This window comes from Streptomyces sp. NPDC046915 (assembly GCF_040644935.1).
Lineage (GTDB): Bacteria > Actinomycetota > Actinomycetes > Streptomycetales > Streptomycetaceae > Streptomyces.
Genome location: NZ_JBEYXB010000030.1, coordinates 36,445 through 56,190 on the forward strand (window position 1 = coordinate 36,445; position 19,746 = coordinate 56,190).

General features: G+C 67.5%; 14 protein-coding genes and 1 pseudogene. 10 read left to right on the plus strand and 5 right to left on the minus strand.

Going from position 1 to position 19,746, the window contains the following annotated elements:
- Positions 1–630: 630 nt before the first annotated feature.
- Positions 631–2,055: a non-reducing end alpha-L-arabinofuranosidase family hydrolase gene (locus ABZ915_RS43480; protein ID WP_361815302.1), complete on the plus strand. Its 1,425-nt coding sequence runs from the start codon at positions 631–633 to the stop codon at positions 2,053–2,055.
- Between the two features lie 453 nt (positions 2,056–2,508).
- On the opposite strand, the gene ABZ915_RS43485 is transcribed toward ABZ915_RS43480, so the two are convergent.
- Positions 2,509–3,717 carry a tyrosine-type recombinase/integrase gene (locus ABZ915_RS43485; RefSeq protein ID WP_361815304.1) on the minus strand — a complete coding sequence of 403 codons (1,209 nt, stop codon included), beginning with the start codon at positions 3,715–3,717 and terminating at the stop codon, positions 2,509–2,511.
- A gap of 201 nt (positions 3,718–3,918) precedes the next feature.
- Here ABZ915_RS43485 and ABZ915_RS43490 point away from each other — a divergent pair, with 201 nt between their 5' ends.
- The 3 genes from ABZ915_RS43490 to ABZ915_RS43500 all read left to right on the plus strand — a co-directional run bounded on the left by ABZ915_RS43490 (position 3,919) and on the right by ABZ915_RS43500 (position 5,077).
- Complete coding sequence (locus tag ABZ915_RS43490; RefSeq protein ID WP_361815307.1) at positions 3,919–4,143, plus strand: hypothetical protein; 225 nt, start codon at positions 3,919–3,921, stop codon at positions 4,141–4,143.
- Positions 4,144–4,215: 72 nt separating this feature from the next.
- The gene (locus ABZ915_RS43495) at positions 4,216–4,530 is read left to right on the plus strand and encodes a hypothetical protein (RefSeq protein WP_361815310.1); all 315 of its coding nucleotides are present in this window, start codon (positions 4,216–4,218) and stop codon (positions 4,528–4,530) included.
- Between the two features lie 46 nt (positions 4,531–4,576).
- A complete protein-coding gene (locus ABZ915_RS43500; RefSeq protein ID WP_361815313.1) occupies positions 4,577–5,077 on the plus strand; it encodes a hypothetical protein in 501 nt (166 codons plus the stop codon).
- Between the two features lie 547 nt (positions 5,078–5,624).
- Here the strand turns inward: ABZ915_RS43500 and ABZ915_RS43505 are convergent.
- A complete protein-coding gene (locus tag ABZ915_RS43505; protein ID WP_361815316.1) occupies positions 5,625–6,593 on the minus strand; it encodes an immunity 49 family protein in 969 nt (322 codons plus the stop codon).
- A gap of 623 nt (positions 6,594–7,216) precedes the next feature.
- Here ABZ915_RS43505 and ABZ915_RS43510 point away from each other — a divergent pair.
- Together ABZ915_RS43510 and ABZ915_RS43515 are read left to right on the plus strand one after the other, a co-directional pair.
- A complete protein-coding gene (locus ABZ915_RS43510) occupies positions 7,217–9,238 on the plus strand; it encodes a LodA/GoxA family CTQ-dependent oxidase (protein ID WP_361815319.1) in 2,022 nt (673 codons plus the stop codon).
- Positions 9,235–10,431, plus strand: a complete 1,197-nt coding sequence (locus tag ABZ915_RS43515) for an FAD-dependent monooxygenase (RefSeq protein ID WP_361815322.1) — start codon at positions 9,235–9,237, stop codon at positions 10,429–10,431. Before ABZ915_RS43510 ends, ABZ915_RS43515 begins: the two co-directional genes overlap by 4 nt.
- Positions 10,432–10,778: 347 nt before the next feature.
- Here the strand turns inward: ABZ915_RS43515 and ABZ915_RS43520 are convergent, their stop codons facing one another.
- Positions 10,779–11,198 (minus strand): phosphotransferase, encoded by a 420-nt coding sequence (locus tag ABZ915_RS43520; protein ID WP_361815325.1) that lies wholly within the window; start codon positions 11,196–11,198, stop codon positions 10,779–10,781.
- Positions 11,199–11,250: 52 nt separating this feature from the next.
- Here ABZ915_RS43520 and ABZ915_RS43525 point away from each other — a divergent pair, with 52 nt between their 5' ends.
- The gene (locus ABZ915_RS43525; protein WP_361815328.1) at positions 11,251–11,532 is read left to right on the plus strand and encodes a hypothetical protein; all 282 of its coding nucleotides are present in this window, start codon (positions 11,251–11,253) and stop codon (positions 11,530–11,532) included.
- Positions 11,533–11,904: 372 nt separating this feature from the next.
- On the opposite strand, the gene ABZ915_RS43530 is transcribed toward ABZ915_RS43525, so the two are convergent.
- Positions 11,905–12,609 (minus strand): NUDIX hydrolase, encoded by a 705-nt coding sequence (locus tag ABZ915_RS43530; RefSeq protein ID WP_361815331.1) that lies wholly within the window; start codon positions 12,607–12,609, stop codon positions 11,905–11,907.
- A 381-nt stretch (positions 12,610–12,990) separates the two neighbouring features.
- Between ABZ915_RS43530 and ABZ915_RS43535 the strand changes: the two genes are divergently transcribed.
- Positions 12,991–14,445, plus strand: coding sequence for an RNB domain-containing ribonuclease (locus ABZ915_RS43535; protein WP_361815333.1), 1,455 nt, complete (start codon positions 12,991–12,993; stop codon positions 14,443–14,445).
- Between the two features lie 391 nt (positions 14,446–14,836).
- On the opposite strand, the gene ABZ915_RS43540 is transcribed toward ABZ915_RS43535, so the two are convergent.
- Entirely contained in the window at positions 14,837–14,962 is a 126-nt protein-coding gene (locus ABZ915_RS43540; RefSeq protein WP_361815336.1) for a hypothetical protein, read from the minus strand.
- A gap of 425 nt (positions 14,963–15,387) precedes the next feature.
- Here ABZ915_RS43540 and ABZ915_RS43545 point away from each other — a divergent pair, with 425 nt between their 5' ends.
- Together ABZ915_RS43545 and ABZ915_RS43550 are read left to right on the plus strand one after the other, a co-directional pair.
- Complete coding sequence (locus ABZ915_RS43545) at positions 15,388–18,345, plus strand: ATP-binding protein (RefSeq protein WP_361815339.1); 2,958 nt, start codon at positions 15,388–15,390, stop codon at positions 18,343–18,345.
- Between the two features lie 137 nt (positions 18,346–18,482).
- Positions 18,483–19,720: pseudogene (locus ABZ915_RS43550) on the plus strand (IS3 family transposase).
- The last annotated feature ends 26 nt before the right edge of the window (positions 19,721–19,746 follow it).

Sequence of the window (19,746 nt, forward strand, 5' to 3'; positions counted from 1 at the left end):
GCTGATACCCGGAGGCTCGGCCCGGGGCCGGTTTCTCAGACAGGGATGATTGAGGTGGTGACCGTGGATCGTCAATACTCCTCGCGGAAAAAATTTCCGATTGTCTTACGAAACTTTCGAGCTTCCGGTGAGCGGACGGTGGCCCCCCGGTTCCGTCGTCGGCGGCGTACGGAGAGTTTGGTGCGTCACGGACGTTGGAGGCAGGGTCGACCGAGTGTCTGCACCGTCCGTAATTGCTTCCTTCCGGGGGCAAGTGGCTTGCGGGCCAGCCATTTGACGGTATGGCGTGCGCTGGCCGGTGTGTAGTGTGCGAATGTTTCGACGTTGGCGGCGATGCATGCGGGAGGTATTGACGCCGTTCACCGGTTCCCTATCATTCGGGTTGCTCGACACTTCGACTCTTGTTCGGTATGACGAACATTTCGAGCCGCTCCATTGCACAGCAGGCCACTCCAGGTAGCACCGCCCGAAGTCGGAGCCGCAAGGGTCATGCCGCATGTGTATGTCATGACCCCGTCAATTGTTGCCGTCGTGGTGCTCACGGACTGCTGCACACCGCACCACACCGACAGTCCGGCCAGCCTCTGACGAGGCCAACCGGAACCGCCTACTCAAGTTGAGGAAGCATCCATGAGCAGAGGAAGTTTCAGCCGCAGGCATCCGTCTGTGGTGCTCGCCGCCGTGGTTGCGGCCCTGGCCGCGTTGGCGGCGATGCTCGTCGCCGCCCCGGCTCAGGCGGCTTCCAGCGGCGCCTTGCGCGGTGTTGGCTCCGGCCGGTGTCTCGATGTGCCGGGGGTCAGCCAGACCGATGGCACGTATCTACAGATTTATGACTGCTGGGGCGGGGCCAACCAGCAGTGGACGTTGACGGACAGCAACCAGCTCACCGTGTACGGTAACAAGTGCCTGGATGTTCCGGGCCACGCCACCGCGGCCGGTACCCGGGTGCAGACCTGGACCTGTTCCGGCGGTGCGAACCAGCAGTGGCGGGTGAACTCCGACGGCACGGTCGTCGGCGTGGAGTCCGGGCTGTGCCTGGAGGTTACGGGCTCCGGTACGGCCAACGGCACGGCGGTGGAGATCTGGACGTGCAACGGCGGCAGCAACCAGAAGTGGACCAACCTGTCCGGGACCCCGACTCCGCCGGACGGCACGTGTTCTCTGCCGTCGACCTACCGGTGGACGTCGACAGGTGCGCTGGCGCAGCCGGCGAACGGGTGGGTCTCGCTGAAGGACTTCACCAACGTGGTGTATAACGGCAAGCACCTGGTCTACGCGTCGAACGTGTCGGGATCGTCGTACGGCTCGATGGCTTTCAAGCCCTTCACGAACTGGTCGGACATGGCATCGGCCGGCCAGACCGGAATGAGCCAGTCCACAGTGGCCCCCACACTGTTCTACTTCGCGCCCAAGAACATCTGGGTGCTGGCGTACCAGTGGGGTGCGTGGCCGTTCATCTACCGCACGTCGAGCGACCCCACCAACCCCAACGGCTGGTCCGCGCCGCAGCCGCTGTTCACCGGCAGCCTCCCGGGCGCCGCCCCGATCGACCAGACCCTGATCGCCGACGGCCAGAACATGTACCTGTTCTTCGCCGGTGACAACGGCAAGATCTACCGTGCGAGCATGCCGATCGGGAACTTCCCGGGCAACTTCGGCTCGTCGTACACGACGGTCATGAGCGACACGGTGAAGAACCTGTTCGAGGCGCCGCAGGTCTACAAGGTCCAGGGCCAGAACCAGTACCTCATGATCGTCGAGGCGCGCGGTGCGAACGAGCAGCGCTACTTCCGCTCGTTCACGGCATCCAGCCTGAGCGGTACGTGGACCCCGCAGGCCGCCACCGAGGGCAACCCCTTCGCGGGCAAGGCCAACAGCGGCGCCACCTGGACCAATGACATCAGCCACGGCGACCTGGTCCGCAACAACCCCGACCAGACCATGACCATCGACCCCTGCAACCTGCAGTTCCTCTACCAGGGCAAGTCCCCCTCCGCGAGCGGCCCCTACGACCAACTGCCCTGGCGGCCGGCTGTCCTCACCCTGCAACGCTGAACCTACCTGTGTACCCCGCCGACGGCCGGCCTCACCCGGATCGGGCCGGCCGTCGTCTTCCGTCACAACCACTGGACGTCACCTCGTCGATGACCGAACCGCGCACCATGCAGCAGCTGGAGGCTGAAGACCAGCTGCACCACCTGCTTCAGGACGCGTTCCCGCTGGTGGAGGTCGTCGAGGGTCGGTACTGAGCCATCAGCCGGTCCATATCCTCGTGCTTACGGCGTTGTCGCAAGATGCTGCTGCTTCCACCGAGCTGATCGACGGTGTGGTCCTTGGTGGTCTCGATATGGCCGCTCCCGCGCGTGCGCCGGAGACGGGCCGTGACGCTTGCCGGCGCCAGCGCCACTGGCCGCGGCGGGAACCGCTCCGTGACCGATTTGAGGGCCTCGCCCGACAGCCGTGCATTCCTTGTTGCGGGCCCCGTGACGGCCTGTTCGGTGCGGGCCGTCACCGGGACTCTCCGAACAGGGTGCGCAGGCTCTCTGGGCGGTAGCCCGGTGCCGGCACGGAGGGGCGCTGAGCTGCGGCGCTCCGCCGGGCGTGATGGGCGCGGATGGTCTCGATCACCTCGTCGTTTCCCGCCTGCAGGTAGATCTGCGTGGTGGACAGGTGCGCGTGTGCGAGCACCCATTGCACGTCCGTCAGCGACACCTTCGGGTCCCGGGCCATCCGGTAGGCCGCGGTGTGACGCAGGTCGTGCAGCGTCCAGTTCGACCCGAGCAGATCGTTCGCCCGGTTGAACATTGCCCGGGCCGCGTCGTACTTCAACGGCCGCCAAGGCCGTCGTAGCGTCCACCACAACGGCAGGGCTTTGCCTTGCGGGACACCGTCACGACGGTTCTCCTCCTGGTAGAGGCGCAGCCAGACGAACGCATCGGCAGAACAAGGAACTTGCTGGTAGGCGTGGGTTCCCTTCCGGACCACGCCGAGCAGTTGCTCGCCGGGCAGAGCATCACGCTGCCGGCTGGTGAGGAGTTCCTCGGCCCGGGCCGCATGGGAGACCCAAAAGGCCAGCAGAGCACGGTCCCGGTGGTGCCGCAGGGCGGCGAACAGCGCGTTGAACATCTCATCGGGGATGCGCCGGGGAGCCCGCTTCGGGACCGTTGGCCGGTAGCGGCCCAGCGGGAACGGGTTGATGATCGGTCCCGTGCCCTCAGCCAGGTGGGAGTCGTAGAAGGTGCGGAGCACCGTTTCGCAGTGAGCCCGTGTCCGTGCCGCGTATCGCGGGCCAGGTGAGGGCTTGCCGGTGATCGCGTTCGGCGTACCCGCGATCTTCTTACGCACCGTCTGTGGGGCCGTCTCGGCGGTGTAGCCAGCCTTGCGATGCCGCCAGTGCAGGCGCTGCGGCTTGTTCGCGACATGCATCCACCGGGAGAAGTCCCGTGCATCTGTGCGCGTCGCCCGATTCCACTCAATGTCGAGTGCCCACAGGAACCGCCACCAGCGCAGCAGGTCCATGCCGTAGGAGCGGATCGTGGAGGCAGGTTTGTCCTCGGCCTGAAGCTCGGTGAAGAAGACCTGGACGGGCTCGACGACGGCACCGCTGGAGCCCAGTAACTGGTACGGCGTCCACCACTCTCCGGTCCCGTGCAGTCTGCCGATCTCGGGCAGGACGAACGCGGTCAAGTCCCTCTCGGGGAGGTCGCCTTGAAGCATCCCGGGAAGCTAGCAGAAGAGGCCGCTGACCTGCGAATACTCAAGGATTAGTTCGGTTAACATGCCAAACCGAACGAGATAGCACCTGACCAGACGGTTCGGGGCATGGCAGACCTCCGCAGTAGCCCCGAGCACCACCAGCCTACGAAGGGTGCTGGCGCCCCGCATGCGTGCTCCCGATGCGCGGCGCACCCTGAAGGCGTGATCGAGAATCCACGTGTCGTCGTGTACCCGCCCACCGAGTCTGGCGGTCGACGAGTGCGCGTCGACGGCGCGACCCTCGGCACGGCCTACTCGCTGCACGACCTCGCGGTGTTCTTGGAGCGCGCCGGCCTGGAAGGCTGGGACGAGCTGGACGTCGCGGCGCACGCCGAGCTAGGGCTGATCGAGTGGCGGGGTGGCGGTCCAGACGATTGGGGGAGCTGATCAATCCTTACGCATCCCTTACGTCTCGGGTGGTTGTAGGTCAAACTTGTGCTCCGCTTGAGGTAGGGGGGTATGAGCAATCCGTACGTGAACGCACCGATCCGTGCCTGGATGTACGCAGCCACGGCGCACAAGGTGATCTGGGTCGTAGTCGTGGTGGCGTCAGCAGGGCTGTTGGCACCGCCGTTGTTCTTCATCGCAGCGAAGAAGCGTGTCGTCGCCATGTACGTGCCCGCTCTCTACGCCGTCTTCGCCTGGGGCACGCCGATCGTCGCCTCACTGGCGGGCAAAGCGAAGAACTGGTCGGGTGGCGTGCTGGTATTCACGTTGATCATCGCGGCTGTCCACGCGGCGATCCTGGACACCGACTGGAAGGCGGGCCGTTAGGAGTCTGCCGCGGCTAGAGTCTTCGCGGGACAGCCTGGGGGGCTTCATGATCAGCAAACGTGCGGCCGTCGCCGCCACTGCCGTCTGCGCACTTACAACCGCTGGCTGCGGCGCCGGGGAAGCCTCCGGCCACAGTGCCGATCCCATCGTGCCAGCGATCGCAGCTGGCTTGCCTCACGCCCTCGTGGGCAGCGACTACAACTCCGTCAGCTTTCTCGAGACCCAAACGCAGAATGGCACCATCACCGGCACCCTCGATGACACCGAGGTGAAGTACAACAGCCCGGAGCATCAGCGTGCGATCGTCACGGGAACGCTGAAGGGGGCCCAGGTCACCCTCACGGTGAAGTTCACGCTGGGCACTACGGTCCTCAACGGCACTCTGGACGGCGACGCTCTCACTCTCCAGGTGCCGCAGTCGGACGGCCAGATCGAGGACTACGTGCTGAAGCCGGGCAGCGTCGACGACTACAACCAGCACGTCGCTGAACTCGAATCCGGTGGCAGCCCCAGCCCGACGGCCCAGTCCTCCAAGAAGTTCTACTGAGCCTTCGGCCGGCTGGGTGGGAGCGCTGGCGAGGCCGCGACGGGGCACGCCTCTTCCCGTTGGTGCGCCCGTGAAGACGATGAAGGAAGCCTTCGAGGAGTTGCGTCAGGACACGGATGCGGGCGTGTACTGCTTGTACCTCACGTGCAAAGAGGCGCGGGCGACACTGCGCGCGCTCGGGCAGGTTGCTGGCGAGGACGCCGATGCCGACTCAGCTCACACCCGGTTGCAGCGGCTGGTTGAACCGATGCCGCAGCTACGGACCGAGGAGGAAGAGCGGGGCGCGGTGGAGCGGCTGGAACCTCCATACGACCTCCCGGACGCGCGGCTTCGGCCGAGCGGGGATGCGTACGTGCGGGCCGGCAGCAGAGCGAGGGCGCGGCCCCATACACGCAGGGTGCACAGCAGAACGGACCAGGGCAGCCGCTCGCGGCTGTCCCGGTCCGTCCGGCACTCACGCTTTTCGACCTCGAGTGTCGGTGCAGCGGTCGGCAACGAACCCGCCATCAGGTGGCCGTGGCAGACGGTGGCGTGCTGCGGTGACAAGCTATCGGTTCGTCCGGCCCCTGCGCGGCGCCGCTGCAGGCCGGGTCGGCCTCTCAACCGACGGCGCGCCTTCCGGAGCATTCAGCAGGGCCTGCGGCAGGTAGGCAGACTGGACGTGCAAGTCCCAGCCGTGCACCTGGACTGCCAGAGCGGCCAGGGCGATGGTCTTGTGCGGCAGCAGGCTGCGGGGCGCCGCATCGGAGGGTGCACTCTGCTGGTGCTGGACAAGACGGTGCGCCAGGGCCTGTTCGAAGGCCAGCTGGTTATCCTCCAAGAGAATGCGCAGCAGTTGCTGATCCGGCGTCAAGGCACCCACAGCATTCAGCTCCAGGACGGCATCGAGACGCTCGTCGACCTCCGGCATGCGCATCGCCACTGAGGGCCAGTCGCCCGGCAGATGCCCTTGGGCCTTGGCCAGGTAGCAGGCAAGGGTGTCCATCTCCGCCAGTTCCGCTGGATCCGACTTGGACTCCAGCTGCGAGTACGGCACCCCGTCGTGGATTGTGGACGCGTGGTCATGCAGGAGTAGTCCGATGGCCCGGTCCCGCTCCCAGACCATGCCGCTGATCACACACAGAGCGAAGGCGCTCAGCCAGTCTCTCGCGGTGGATGCGTGCTCCACCACGGCCTCGAAGTCCTTGTCCTCGCTGCTGATGCTCTCGTCGATAAGGGGAAAGAAGATTTCCTGATCGCCGTTGGGATAGCAGCCAAGTTCCAAGAAACCCAGGGCGCACTCCGCCGCGGTGCGCAGGGCTATGCGCGACGCGGCAGTGCTGAGCTGGGGGTCCGTGAGTGTGCGGGCAGCTGCGTGGTCTAGGAGCTCGTCCCGCATCGCCTGCAGCTCCTCATCGGAGTAACAGTCGTACTGCATCGTGTGCCAGCGGCGGTGCGCCCGCCGCTCGATGCCCTCCAACGCTTGCGCAATGCGCTGCTCGCTCACGACATGCCGGGCAACATCCTTGATCGCCATGCACGTCATCCTGACAGCCACCGCTGACATGACAGGCAGTTCCCTGCCCGGATTGCGGACCTCGTCCGCCCAGTGCATGGTCCGGGTTTATTTCTGCGCACCACGCCGTGGCGCAACGGACGGGTAGGCCTGTTGTCCGGGCTGGTCAGGAATTGGACGGTGGCGTTTCGCCGCATAGGAGCGAGTGCGGACGGCTGATGGAAGTCCTCATTTCTCAGTACGCGCGCGCCGCCGTACCGTGCCGGCTTTCGCCCTGACGCGCGAGGGCGTTCTCCTCGACCAGGTCCACCTCCATGGCCGAGGTCACGGCGGCCGGAAGCTCGAGGCAGGTCGTGGCGAGGAGGCCGTCGATGAGGCGGGGCGGTACGGCATTTTCGTGCGCGCCGGGTCCTCACCGGCGCGGTGAGCTGATCGAGACCGCGTCCGGTGACTTCCGCCGACGATCTCCTCAGGTGCGGCCACACACCTCCGACCGGGGCGAACTCGCGTGCGTACGGCAGCAGTTGGTAGGAGGTCAATGATGATCGGCCGTCGATCAGCCCCGTCGGAGTGTGACCCCCGGGCGGAATTGCACGTCTTACGTTCGAGACCGCATCCCGACGGCCCCAACGGAAGGTTCTTCGATGGACAGTCAGATCGTGAAGGTGAAGATTCACCCCGCCATCGGTGTCGCCCGGGTCGGCAACAGTCTCGAAGCACCCTTCATCGGCCCGGAATCACCGGACCAGAAACCAGCGGACCCCGGCTCCTACAAGGACGGTTCCGGGGCGCTCCGCAGGCAGGCCGCACGGTTCCGTGTGTACGGCTACAACGCCGCGGGGGAGGTGGTGAGGGAGCTGAAGCCGGGCGCCGAGGGTGTCTCCGAGATCCAGTGGACGGTGCATCTGGCCAACAAGAAGGCCGCCTGGTACCAGTTCCATCTGGCGCTGGACATACCCGAGGGCCAGACGCTCGCGGCAGAGCAATACGCTCTGCGCAACGCCGACGTCGTGGGCGCCGAGAGGAAGAAGCTGGTCAACGACCCCGGAAGCCGCACCGTCCGCGGCTCGAAGACCGAGACGCAGAAGTTCGACACCGGCAAGATCATGGGCAAGGCGGTGTACCTCGGCGAGATCTCCACCCGTTCCGACGGCCGCCTGCTGGTGCTCGGTGGCCGGGGAAACTCCGCCTCCTACAATAACCAGCCGATCACCGGGGTCGCCAACAACAACACCTGGTACGACGACGTGTCCGACGGCCCGGTGACGGCGACGGTCCGTATCGACGGCAAGGATCTGACCGCCGCCCCGGCCTGGGTCGTGGTCGGGCCTCCGCACTACGCCCCCGGCGTGAAGTCCATACGTACCCTCCACGACCTGCTCTTCGACGTCTTCGTCCAGGCCGGTTCGCTGACCCGCCCGCAGAGGATCTCGTTCACCGATCACATCGAGCCGATCCTCCGCCGGTTCTGCGATCTGCAGTGGGTCAACCAGGGATTCGCGGCACAGTTCGGCTGGAACGGCCCCCACTTCTTCCTCTCGCCTGCCATGCGGAAGAGGCTCGCCGATCCGTCCGGCCGGAACCGGGAACTGCGCCGCCAGACGTACGCCGCCCTGCGCGACTACGACCGGGACGGAAAGTCCCCGCTGCCGTGGCCGTGGATCTACGGCGACGCCATGGCCAGCACGCCCAAGTCCGTGCGTCAGCACCTGGTGCTGTCGCCGGCCCAGGACTGGATGCTGCAGCGCTGGGCGGACGGGGCTTTCCTGGCCGGACCCCTGCGGCAGCCGCGCCCCACGGTCGACGACGCCCCTGTCGGCGAGCAGCCGGGGCTGTTGGACCGGGCGGCCCTGGAGAACTGCGCCGCTGACGCGTTCCACCCGGGGTGCGAGGTCACCTGGCCGATCAGGCACCCGAGCATGTTCAGTGAACCCTTCCGCATCCGGCACCGCGCCACCGGCACCGCGGAACCCGACTACGGGCCCACCCTCACCCCGCAGGAGGCGGTCGCCGCCAACGGGCCCCTGCACGCACAGGGGCCCGGAGACCTCACTCGCTGGATGGCCGCCCCCTGGCAGGCGGACACCGCGAGCTGCCGTTCCGGCTATGAGGTGCTGGCCAACCTGGGGCCCCGGTACAGCCCTTACCTGCCGACCTTCTGGCCTGCGCAGGTACCCAACCATGTCCTCAAGCTGGAGGACTTCGAGAAGGTCAACACGCCGTCGACCGGGAGCGACGACAGCGCCCGGGAAGAGGCGTTCGAGCGGCGGGCGACCTGGCTGCGCGGCCTCGACGGCACCATGAACCAGCAGCGCACACAGATGATCAAGGACTGGCCCAAGCTCGGCATCGTCGAGGTGCGCGACTACACAGTGGGCGACGGGAAGTTCCCGGAACGGATCCTGGTGGAGTCACGCCCGGGACAACCGCTCGACCAGGCACCGGACACGGCGAACCTCGTCAACCTGCACATGCCCGAGGCGGGTCCGCACGTGTTGTCCGCGGCGGCGGGCCTCCGGCCCGAGGGAAGGCTCTCCCCCGAAACCGCCGAGGCCGAGTCCGCGGCACGGGTCATCGGCGAGGCCGCCCGGGCGACCGGCTACCGCGAGGAGGAGATCACCGCCGGATATCTCGAGATACTCGACCCCTTCCGCGACGCGCGATGAGCGCCGCACTCGCTCCCGGCACGGACACCTACGACGTCGTGGTGGCGGGCGGCGGCCCGGCCGGCTGCGCCGCCGCGCTCGTGCTCGCCCGTGCCGGCCGTACGGTTCTGCTCGCGGACGCCGGCACCGGGCCGCCCAAGGTCGGCGAGACGCTCGTGCCCGCCGGGCGGGTACTGCTCGGCGACCTCGGCGTCGCCGACCGTGTTCTCGACTCGGGGCATCTGCCCTGCTACGGCAGCCTTTCGGCGTGGGGTTCGGCCGACCTGCACGCCGTGGACTTCATCAACGACCCGCACGGCCATGGCTGGCACCTCGACCGGCGGTTGTTCGACCGGCGTCTGCGCGACGCCTCGCGCGCGGCGGGGGCCGAGGTCGCCGAGGGCTCGGCCGTACGCGACCCCGCGCGGACGCCGGACGGCGGCTGGACCCTGGTCCTGCGCGGCGGTACCGGCCCTCCCGGTACCCGGTCCGGTGGCGAACGTACGGTGCGCTGCCGCTGGGTGATCGACGCCACCGGCCGCGCCGCCGCGATCGCCGTCCGCTGCGGGGCCCGGCGGCGGGTCGGGGACCGGCTCACAGCTCTGTACATGCCCCTGGAGGCGGACCCGCTGGACACCGACCGCCGTTCCCTCGTCGAGTCCGACGAGGACGGCTGGTGGTACACCGCCCCGCAGCCCCCCGGCGGGCGACTGGTCGCCTACTTCACCGACGCCGACCTGCCCGCCGCCTCCCACACCGCACTCCACTTCCGCCGACGGATGACGGCCACCCGCCACGTGTCCCGATGGATCCACCGGGACGGACCCCCGCCCACATCACCTGCCGCGCCCCGCCGGGCCGCCGCGCACACAGCGCACCTGGACACGGTGTACGGAGACGGCTGGACCGCCGCCGGGGACGCGGCGGTCGCGTTCGACCCGCTCTCCTCCCAGGGCGTGCTGACCGCCCTCTACACCGGGCTGGGCGCGGGACTGGCCGTCGACACCCGCCTGGGTCGCGCCCCCTACGGCGCGGACTCGGCCCTCGCCGCATACGCGGACAAGGTCGCGGCCGCACGGAGCGCGTATCTGCGCGGCCGCCGTGTCATCCACGCCCAGGAGGCCCGCTGGACCGACCGCTCCTTCTGGGCGCGGCGCCTGGCCGACCTCCCCGACTCGTCCTGCCGACCGCAGGAAGGGCCCAGCAGATCATGAACAGGGAACGGCACCGAGTCGTCGCCGAGATCGGCTGGACCGTGCCGCAGCGAAGGCACTCGGCTGGACGGCGCCTTCCGGCCGACGCCGACCGAGCGCGGCACCCCGGGTGTCGTCGGGGTGCCGCGCTCGGTCGCGCTGTGTCGCGATTGCTTCGCCAAGGCCGTCGTGAAGTGGGGGCCGACCGTACGCCAGAAGGGCTACAACGCCTGAGCGTCGCGGCCGCACGGACCCTACATGATCCCCTTCCACCGCCAGGGACGCGGCTCAACGCGACCGCGCAGGCAGTCGACGCGGTACTGGGCTTCTGCCTGCCACTCGGGGCGCGTGGCCGCGTGCTGGGCCGCCTAGGTGGTCATTCGTAGCTCGCGGGCCCCGGCGAGGAGTTCGTACCCCTCCCATTGGGTGACGTCCGCGCCGTACGCGGCACAGAATTCTGCGTACTCGGCGTCGGTGACCGTGCCGGTCGTAGTCACCTTGACCGCGGTGGAGACGAGATCCCACTCCGGTGGTCCGACGGAGGCCCGCTCGAAGTCGAGCAGCAGCGCCCCGTGCGCGATGCGGGCGACGTTGCCGACCCACGCGTCACCGTGCACGACGCACTCCGGCAGACCTGCAGGTCTGCGCTCCCACCACTCCCGGAGTTCTGATGCGCGGCGCCGCAGCCACCCGCGATCGTCCTCGGACAGGGATGTCGCCGCCTCGATGCGCTCGGTGACCCGTACGAACGGGTCGAGCCGGTCGAGCGGGAAGTCCGGCAGGGGCAACGGGTGCAGCTGCTTTCAGCAGGGTGACGACGTCCCGGACGGTGCCGATCACGTGCGGCGGCAGCTCGACCCAGAAGGTCACCGGACGCCCGGCGGCCTCGACGGGCTGCTCAACGGGCAGTGCGCGGACGGCTGGTACCTGGTTGTCGGCGAGCCAGCGGGCCACGCGAACCTCACGCACGGCCGCCTTCCATTGGCCTGCGCGGGCGATACGGACGACTATCTTGCCTGGCAGGCGCCATATTTCGTTCTCGGCGATCCGGACGGGTTCGGCGCCCGTGGAGCTGAAGCCTGCGAGGGCGCAGGCTTCTTCCAGTGCTGTGCGGGCGGGTGAGGCCGGGGGCGTCGTGCCTGCAAGGTAGCCGTGATCCGCTGGCGCAGGTACGCCGCCTCGTCCAACGTGCGGTGCTGCGAGGTGAATCGGCGAAGTTCTCGAAGGCCGTCGGCCGCCCTCCGCGAAGTGAGCCGGCCGACGTCGTCGAGCGCCTGGTGGCCGATGGCGATCGCCCGCAGCGGGTCGCCCTTCGCCATGACCAGGGAAGCCAGCTTTGTACGGGAGATGCCGCGCGAGCGTGCGTAGTCGTCGCTGTGCCCGGCGACTGCCGTCGCGAAGCGCTGCGCGGCCCGCCCTGGGTCCCGGTCGGCGTGGATGGATAGGTCGAGTGCTGACCTGGCCCGTCCAGTTGGCGCGGAAGTCGCGGTGTCGCTACAGGCTCGAGTCTGCGGTGGCTGTCACGCGAGGCCGTCCGCCGCGGACGGGAGTGAGGTGTGCGAAGTGCGCAGGGGAGTGGTCGATGGGCAGGCCAGGGCGCCAGGCGGTGAGGATCTGCGCGCTGCACACGAACAGGCCGTCGGGCAGCTGGTCCAGGGGATACCAGGCCCAGTCGCCGACGCTCTCGTCCGGCTGTGTGGCGGGCCGGCCCTGCCACGCGTGGACCAGGGCGCCCACCGTGACGCGCACGACGCCCCCGACGTGGTCGACGAGCGTGCCCAGTAGCTTGACGTCGTCCAGGCGGGCGATCAGGCCCGTCTCCTCGCGGAGTTCGCGGACCGCCGTCGCTTCGAAGGACTCCCCGGCCTCGACGGTACCGCCGGGCAGTTCGATGGTGCCGCGCCGATGGCGGCCGAGAAGAACCCCCTGCTCGCCGAGGAGGATCACACCGACCCCGACGGCCGCGTGCGGCGCCGGGGGCTGGGCACTGCGGGGACAGCTGGAGAGGCGTGCGGGACGGGCGGCAAGGTGGCGGACTCGGATGAGCTGCTGCACGACCGGCGTGCTCTGATCGGGATGGCGCAACAGATCGATGGCCTCGACGCGGAAGCCGTATTCGGTGAGCAGGTCCTCCCACAGTTGCGGCGCCAGGACCCACATCTGGGTGGCCAGCGGCGGATCGTCCCCGAGCAGGATCATCTGCTCGCGCGGTGCGACCGCGGTCGACGGGCCGCGACCGTGCAGGTCGGTGTGCAGGAGCGAGAGGATCGGAGGCGCGCCGGGACGCAGACCGTCGCGCAGCGCGGGCAGCGAGCGGTGCGGGTCGTTGAACGCCAGGGGGCTGTCCCGTAATCCCCGGTGGATCAGCGCGCGGCGTCAGATGCGGGGCATCGCAAGGCGGAGGGTCGTCCTCATACTGGGCGTATTCGGGCGATCCGATAACGCGGCGAGGTGTCGTAGCTGTCGTCGCGCGCCCTCCGGCGATGTCCCCTCCCCGCGCGGCCGCCGTCGCCCCGGTCCCCTCCGCCGCCCGGCCCCGCTCGCCGCGCCGGTTCGTGACCGCCGCCCTACGCTCGGGGCATGCAACGCCGCCTGATGCACATGTCTGCCGAGGTCCAGGACGCTCTGCGCACCGCGCTGGAGGAACTCCGCGCGGAGCTGAAGGTCCCCCTGAGCTTCCCCAAGCGCGTACTCAAAGCGGCCGACAAGGCCGCGGGTGAGGCGCGCTTGCCCGACAAGGACGCCACCCACCTGCCGTTCTTCACGATCGATCCGCCGACCTCGAAGGACCTCGACCAGGCCATGCACCTGGAACGGCGGCCCGGTGGCGGCTACCGCGTGTACTACGCCATCGCGGACGTGGCGACCTTCGTCAGGGCGGGCAGCCCTCTGGACATCGAGGCGCACGACAGGATCGAAACGCTGTACTTCCCCGACCTCAAGGTGCCCCTGCACCCGCCCGTCCTCTCCGAGGGCACGGCCAGCCTGCTGCCGAACAAGGACCGCCCCGCCCTGTTGTGGCAGCACGACCTCGACGCCCACGGCAATCTGACCGACTCGTCCGTGAGCCGGGCCGTGATCCGAAGTCGGGCCCAGCTCGACTACGCTGGCGCCCAGCAGGCCATCGAGAACGGCACGGCAGAGGAGTCCCTCGCCCTGCTGCGCGAGATCGGCGAGCTGCGGGAGGCCGTCGAAATCGCGCGCGGCGGCATCTCGGTGAATCTGCCGGACCAGGAGGTCACCCTCGAGGACGGATCGTTCCGGCTGCGCTACGTGGCGACGCTGCCGGTCGAGGGCTGGAACGAGCAGATCTCCCTCATGACCGGGATGTCCGCGGCCCAGATCATGCTCGACACGGGGACCGGCATCCTGCGGACCCAGAAGGAGCAGGCCGATCAGAACGTGATCAAGCGCCTGCACGACATCGCGAAGGCCCTGGGCATCGTTTGGCGGCCTGGCGTCTCGTACGCCACGCTGGTCCGCAAGCTCGATCCCCAGAACCAGCAGCACATGGCCTTCCTCACCGAGGCCACGAGCACGATGCTCAAGGCGGAGTACACCGTCTTCCGCGACAACCAGAAGCCGGCGTACACGATGCACGCAGCGATCGCGGCCCCGTACACCCATTGCACGGCTCCGCTGCGGCGTCTGGTCGACCGGTACACCGGTGAGCTGTGCGTGATGGCGTGCGCGGACAAGGCCCCGCCGAACTGGGTGCTCGACGCCCTGTCCTGCATCCCGTGCGACACGGCACGGGGGAAGGGCGGCATGGCGGACCGGCAGACCGTGGACCTGGCCGAGGCCGCGGTGCTCAAGGACCGCGTGGGCGAGGTGTTCGACGCCGCGGTCATCGACACCGACGCGGAGCGGGGCAGGCCGCGCGAGGGCAAAGTGTTCCTGGCCGACCCCGCCGTGCTGGCCAAGGTCGTCTCGACCAACGGCCTGGATCTCCAGCTCGGATCCAGCATCAGGGCCAGGCTCAAGCAGGCGGACCCCGCCGCGGACGAGGATAAGGTTCTCTTCACCGTGCCCTAATAGGACTCCGTTAGGTCTTCACGTCGGGCCTGTTCCTGGGCACGTTGGATGTGTGGATGCACACGAAGTGAAGCGTGTACGGACGGGCGATACCGATGCGTCACACCTGCGACTTCTGCGAGCTGCCCTTCGGCGGTGCCGGAGAGCCGCCGCCGTGCACCGGGCCCAATCGACTCGCGCCTTGGCGACGAGCCCTGCGACGCACGGCGCCGATCAGAGTCGCGGTGGTGGCAGCCGCCCTCGCTGGGCGGGTGGCTGCAGGCTTCAGAGGCTGGTGAGCCGTTCGGCGTCGAGGTGCCGCTTCTCCCGCCTCAAGTGCGCGGACGGCAGCAGCGGCGGGTAGGCAGCGTTCGGCCGCGGCGCATTTCTCGGCGTTCCCGTCGAGTAGGTGCTACAGGTCGGTGCGGTCGCGGGCGAGTGCCTCGCCGAGCATGCCGCCGCGGCCGCGTTCCAAGATGTCGACTGCCTGGTCCGGCCGGTGGCACCGGGTCCTGATCCGGAACTCGCTCGAGATCATGACGACGCTGGAAGACGCGCGATCCGGGAGCGGCGGCACCTGAATGGAGTCCCGTTGTAGGAGGCCGCGCCCGCCAGGAAGGCGTTCGGCGACCTAACGGAGGGGAAGCGAGACGTCGTCCGGGAGGCGTTGGTGGCCATCGCCCGCGACCCGGCGGTGGGCCGGGAGATCCCCGGCTGGCGGCCTCCCCTGTTCGCTGTTGTCGACAACCGCACGGTTCCGCAGTGGCGGATCGGGATTCGCGGCTACAGGCTGGTTACTAGGCGGACGTTCCAAACGGACCTTACGTTCTACGCGCAGTGGAGCCATGAGTGCCGGAACTGCCGCCTGCACGAGAGTCACCATCGTGCTGAAGTCGGGACCGTGTAGGTTCCCAGAGATTACTGCTCGCTGCATCCAGACTGGCGCCACGAAAGACTAACGGCATGATATCAGGCAGATTCTGGCGTCGTGCCACGGACGAGCCCGCGTTGTACGCAGGCGGCATTTTGGTGCTGCTCAATATTGTCGCTTTCTCTCCCGTGTGGCGGCCCACGGGAGAGACCCTTGGGGCTGCAAACGCGCTTACCGCAGCGTTACTGGCTTTCCTCGTCAAGCTTGTGGAGAGCCGTAAGGTGGGGCGAGTGCTGAAGAGCTACTCGGAATGGCTTCGCCAAGGGGGGCCGTATGAAATCGTCGGTGCAATCGTCGGACGTGAAGGTATATGCGAAGAAATCGAATGCGAATTGCGCGACAGGAAATCCCGCAATCCGCAGCTGTTGCTGGGCGGCGTCGGCGCGGGAAAGACGTCGGTTCTGATTCTGCTCACAGAGAACCTTGCCCGACGGGGACTGCTACCTGTACCCGTCCAACTGGGAGGCAGTGACTCCACGCTGGACTTTCTCGAACTGGCTCACCGTCGCTTTCTCGCAGCAACCGTCGAATTACCGGAGGATGACCGGGAACGAGCATGGCGGAGACTGGTCGAAGATGACAAGGTTGTCGTTCTCGCGGATGACTTGCAGGAGGCCCTCGGCAGCGTTGGGGCGCTGGGGCGTGAATCTGTGGTCCGCTCGGCCCTCCAGCGCGCTAGGTGGCAGCGATTGCCCCTCGTTGTCACGTCTCTGCCTCACGGTCCTCTGTTCCGGGCCATCGATGTGACCGTTACCGAACTAGAGCCACTCGACGAGGGGGAGGTCGCAACGCTCCTCCACATGAGCGACTGGCATCATGAGCGCTTGCAAGGGGAGTGGCTGGTAAGAACCGCACAGATGGCAGAAGCGCCGTTCTATCTACGGCTCACCGGGGAGCTTATCAGGTCAGGCTTGCTTGAGAGCGGTACTTTCGAATTTGCGGAAGGCCCATGGCGCGACCGTTCGAGGGTGAGAGTCAGTCTGTGGAAGACGTGGGAGTCGGCTCTGGTGCGTCGCCTTCATCCTGAAGTCGCACTGAGTGAAGCGGAGCGTTGGGCTGCCTTGGAATGGCTGTCAGTATATGCGTGCATCGGCCTTCGAGACGATACAGTCGCCGTGCCGCTCGATTCTCTCGATATGGCGTCTGAGGTCGACGTGCCCATCATCGGTGAAGTATTGAGGAGGCTTCGGGTCCAAGGGGCAGAGAACATCGATGCCCCAATGGGTGCTGCCTACGCCGAGGCGCTCGGGCTGGTGGAAATTCAAGGTGCAAGCGTCCGCTTCCGAAACAGCCTCCTGCAGGCATATTTTGGCTCACGACTGATGGACGTCGCCACGCGTGATTCTCTCTACATGGCCTCAGCTTTGCGCTGTCCAAGTCGCGAGCTCCTCATCTCCTTGGTGTTGCACTCCAGGGCGGTGGCCCTGCGGGCCACGCGAGAAGACCCGGCCGCGCCACCGCATGACTTCCATGTGGTCGAACTGCTCCGTGTGGCCGCGCGCGGACGTGCGGACGCCCGAGGCCTGGATGTATGGGTCACGGCTGTTGAGATCGACAACGTGAGCGGCGGGTCGCAACTAGCCGTTATCGCCCAGGAAATTGCCGTGATGTGGCCGGACATCCGCTCCAGCCTCCGAGAGAACGTTGAAGTAAACAAGCTAGAGTTCGTGCGCCGGTTCGGCGAGGCGCTGCGGGCGACTGAGCCAAGTGAACAGACGTGTGGCCAACGTGCCAGACAGGGATACCGTCTGTTGTGGTCCATCAGCGGTCGCGACAATCTCGCCTCCGTGCGTCTCGCGGCCTCACGTGAAATCGCTGACGGAGGTAATGTCGCCCGTGCGGCGCTGGACTCGGTCCTCGGCTCCACTTGTCGGGCCGCCTGCGGGCAACGACGAGAGAACAGGGGTGGGAGAAGTGCCGATTCGCCCCTGCGCCGGCGCGCTGCTTCGGCGGAGCGAGAGAGGCGAAGCGACGAAGAACACCGGGCCAGAACAGTGAGCGCGTGGCTCGCCCCGTCTCTCGCCGGTTCGGTTGTTGGCCGCGGGGGCGACAGTGAAGCACAGACCGTCATGCTGCGAGCACGGGAAGACCTCATGCAGTGGCTCGTTCACGGTCAGGATCTGAGGATGACCGAAGAGATCGCACTCGCTCAGGGGTTCAAGTATGCGGCGAACCGCCGCCTTCGGCACCCTCGTACATCGCGTGAGACGAAAGAGTATCTGATGGAGCGAGCCCTCCAGATGCTCGCCGGCGCAGCCCACTGGTTCTCCCAGGTAACCCTCATTCAGGCCCTGGCCCTATGGGCACTGCCTGACGATCTCGAGAGCCATGGGATGGACCGACGTGCGGCAGAGGAAACAGTCAACGATTGGACACGCAGAATTCCGACCCAATTGCTCCATCCGTTCGTCAGAGAGGCGGCGGAACTCGCAGTGCGTGCGCTGGAAATCGGTCAGCCGACACGCTTCATCTGGCTTGACGAACGGGAAACCCTCTCAAGGGTCGGGTCCGCTCAGGCACCCGCGCTCCTCCTGAGCGACGTGTGGCTTCCCGTGTCTACCGGCTGGAAGGCTCTCGATCGGCGGGCCCAGCAGCTCATGGCCGACGTAGTGCTCCTGCTGAACCTGACCGAAAGAGAGGGGCGGCCTGCTGAAATCGAAAGCAGGCTGTCGGGCACGCTGGGGCACCATCTCCCTCCATGCCTGACATCTGACCGGTCCCCACTTCTCCCAGACCTCCCAGCCGTGGGCGAGCTACCCTTGGCTGGATCCACCTGTCTCAGGTCATGCCAGTTCAGCCTGTGCCCCTATCCGAGCCCAGGAATGCTCCCCCGCCAGGCAGAGCTTCCTGCGGCATTCTGCAGGACCCAGCGGACCTCGCTGAGCCGAGCAGGCGCTGTCCGAAGGCACGCAGCGCCCTGGCAAAGGATGACCCGGTGGGAGTTGAGGCGGTTCTGGGACGTCATGAGAGCACGGGCGCTGCGAGGGTGATTGGCTGAGTATCAGTCGGTCGCGCGCCCCAAGAAGATCGGGTTGGTGAACGCCGCCAACGCCCCGGAGCCTCCCCCTGAGTGGTGGACACGCTGATACTGGATCTGCTTGATCCGGAGGAAGCGAGACAACCGCCGATGGCGATGAAGGACTACTCGGACGAGTTCAAGGCCGATGCCGTGGCCCTGTACGAGTCCACACCCGGGGCGACATACGAGAGCATCGCCGCCGACCTGGGCATCAACCGCGCCACCCTGCGCGAGTGGGTGCTGCGGGACCGTGAACGCCGCGGTGTCACCGCCACGGCTGCGAAGCCGGCCGTCCCATCGGGGACACCGGCGCCGTCCGAGGCTTCGGACGAGCGGATCCGGTAGCTGGAGGCGAGGGTGGCGGAGCTCGAGGCGAGTGAACGCGAACTGGCGACCGAACGCGACATACTCCGCAAGGCGGCCAAGTATTTCGCCGGAGAGACGAACTGGTGAGGAGCCGCTTCCAGTTCGTCGACGACCACCGGGACACCTACGAGGTGAAGCGGCTCTGCCACGTCCTGGACGTGAACCGGTCCAGCTACTACAAGTGGCTCGCCGGCGCCGAGGCACGGGCCGCCCGGCAGCGCAGGGACCAGGTCCTGGCCGAGGAGATCCGCACGGTCCACGGCGAGTCCGGCGGCGCCTACGGCTCCCCGCGCGTGACCGCCGAACTCCGTGAGAAAGGGCGTCGGGTCAACGAGAAGCGGGTCGCCCGGATCATGCGGACGTTCTCCATCACCGGCATCCGCCTGCGCAGACGGGTTCGCACCACCGTCCCGGACCCGGCCGCCTCCCAGGTCCCGGACCTCTTCCAGCGGGACTTCACCGCCGCCGAACCGGGCCGCAAGTACATGGGCGACATCACTTACCTGCCCCTCGCGAACGGCGAGTTCCTCTATCTCGCGACGGTGCTGGACTGCTTCAGCCGCAAAGTCGTCGGCTGGTCCATCGCCGACCACATGCGCACCGCCCTGGTCACCGACGCACTGCGGATGGCGGCCTCGACCCGCGGCGGCCTGGACGGGGCAGTGTTCCACTCCGATCATGGAGCCCAGTACGGGTCGCGGGCCTTCGCCGGCCTCTGCGACCAGCTCGGGGTCACCCGTTCGATGGGCGCGGTCGGCACCAGCGCCGACAATGCAGCCTGCGAAAGCTTCCACGCGTCGCTGAAACGCGAGACGCTCCAAGGCGCCTGCGACTACGGCGACGCCGACACCTGCAGACGGACCGTATTCGCCTGGCTGACCCGCTACAGCACCCGCCGACGGCACTCCGCCAACGGCCACCTCAGCCCAAACGAATACGAACGCCGACACCACACCGCTAAACTCACGCTCGCCGCGTGATCAATAACCGCGTGCCCACCATCACA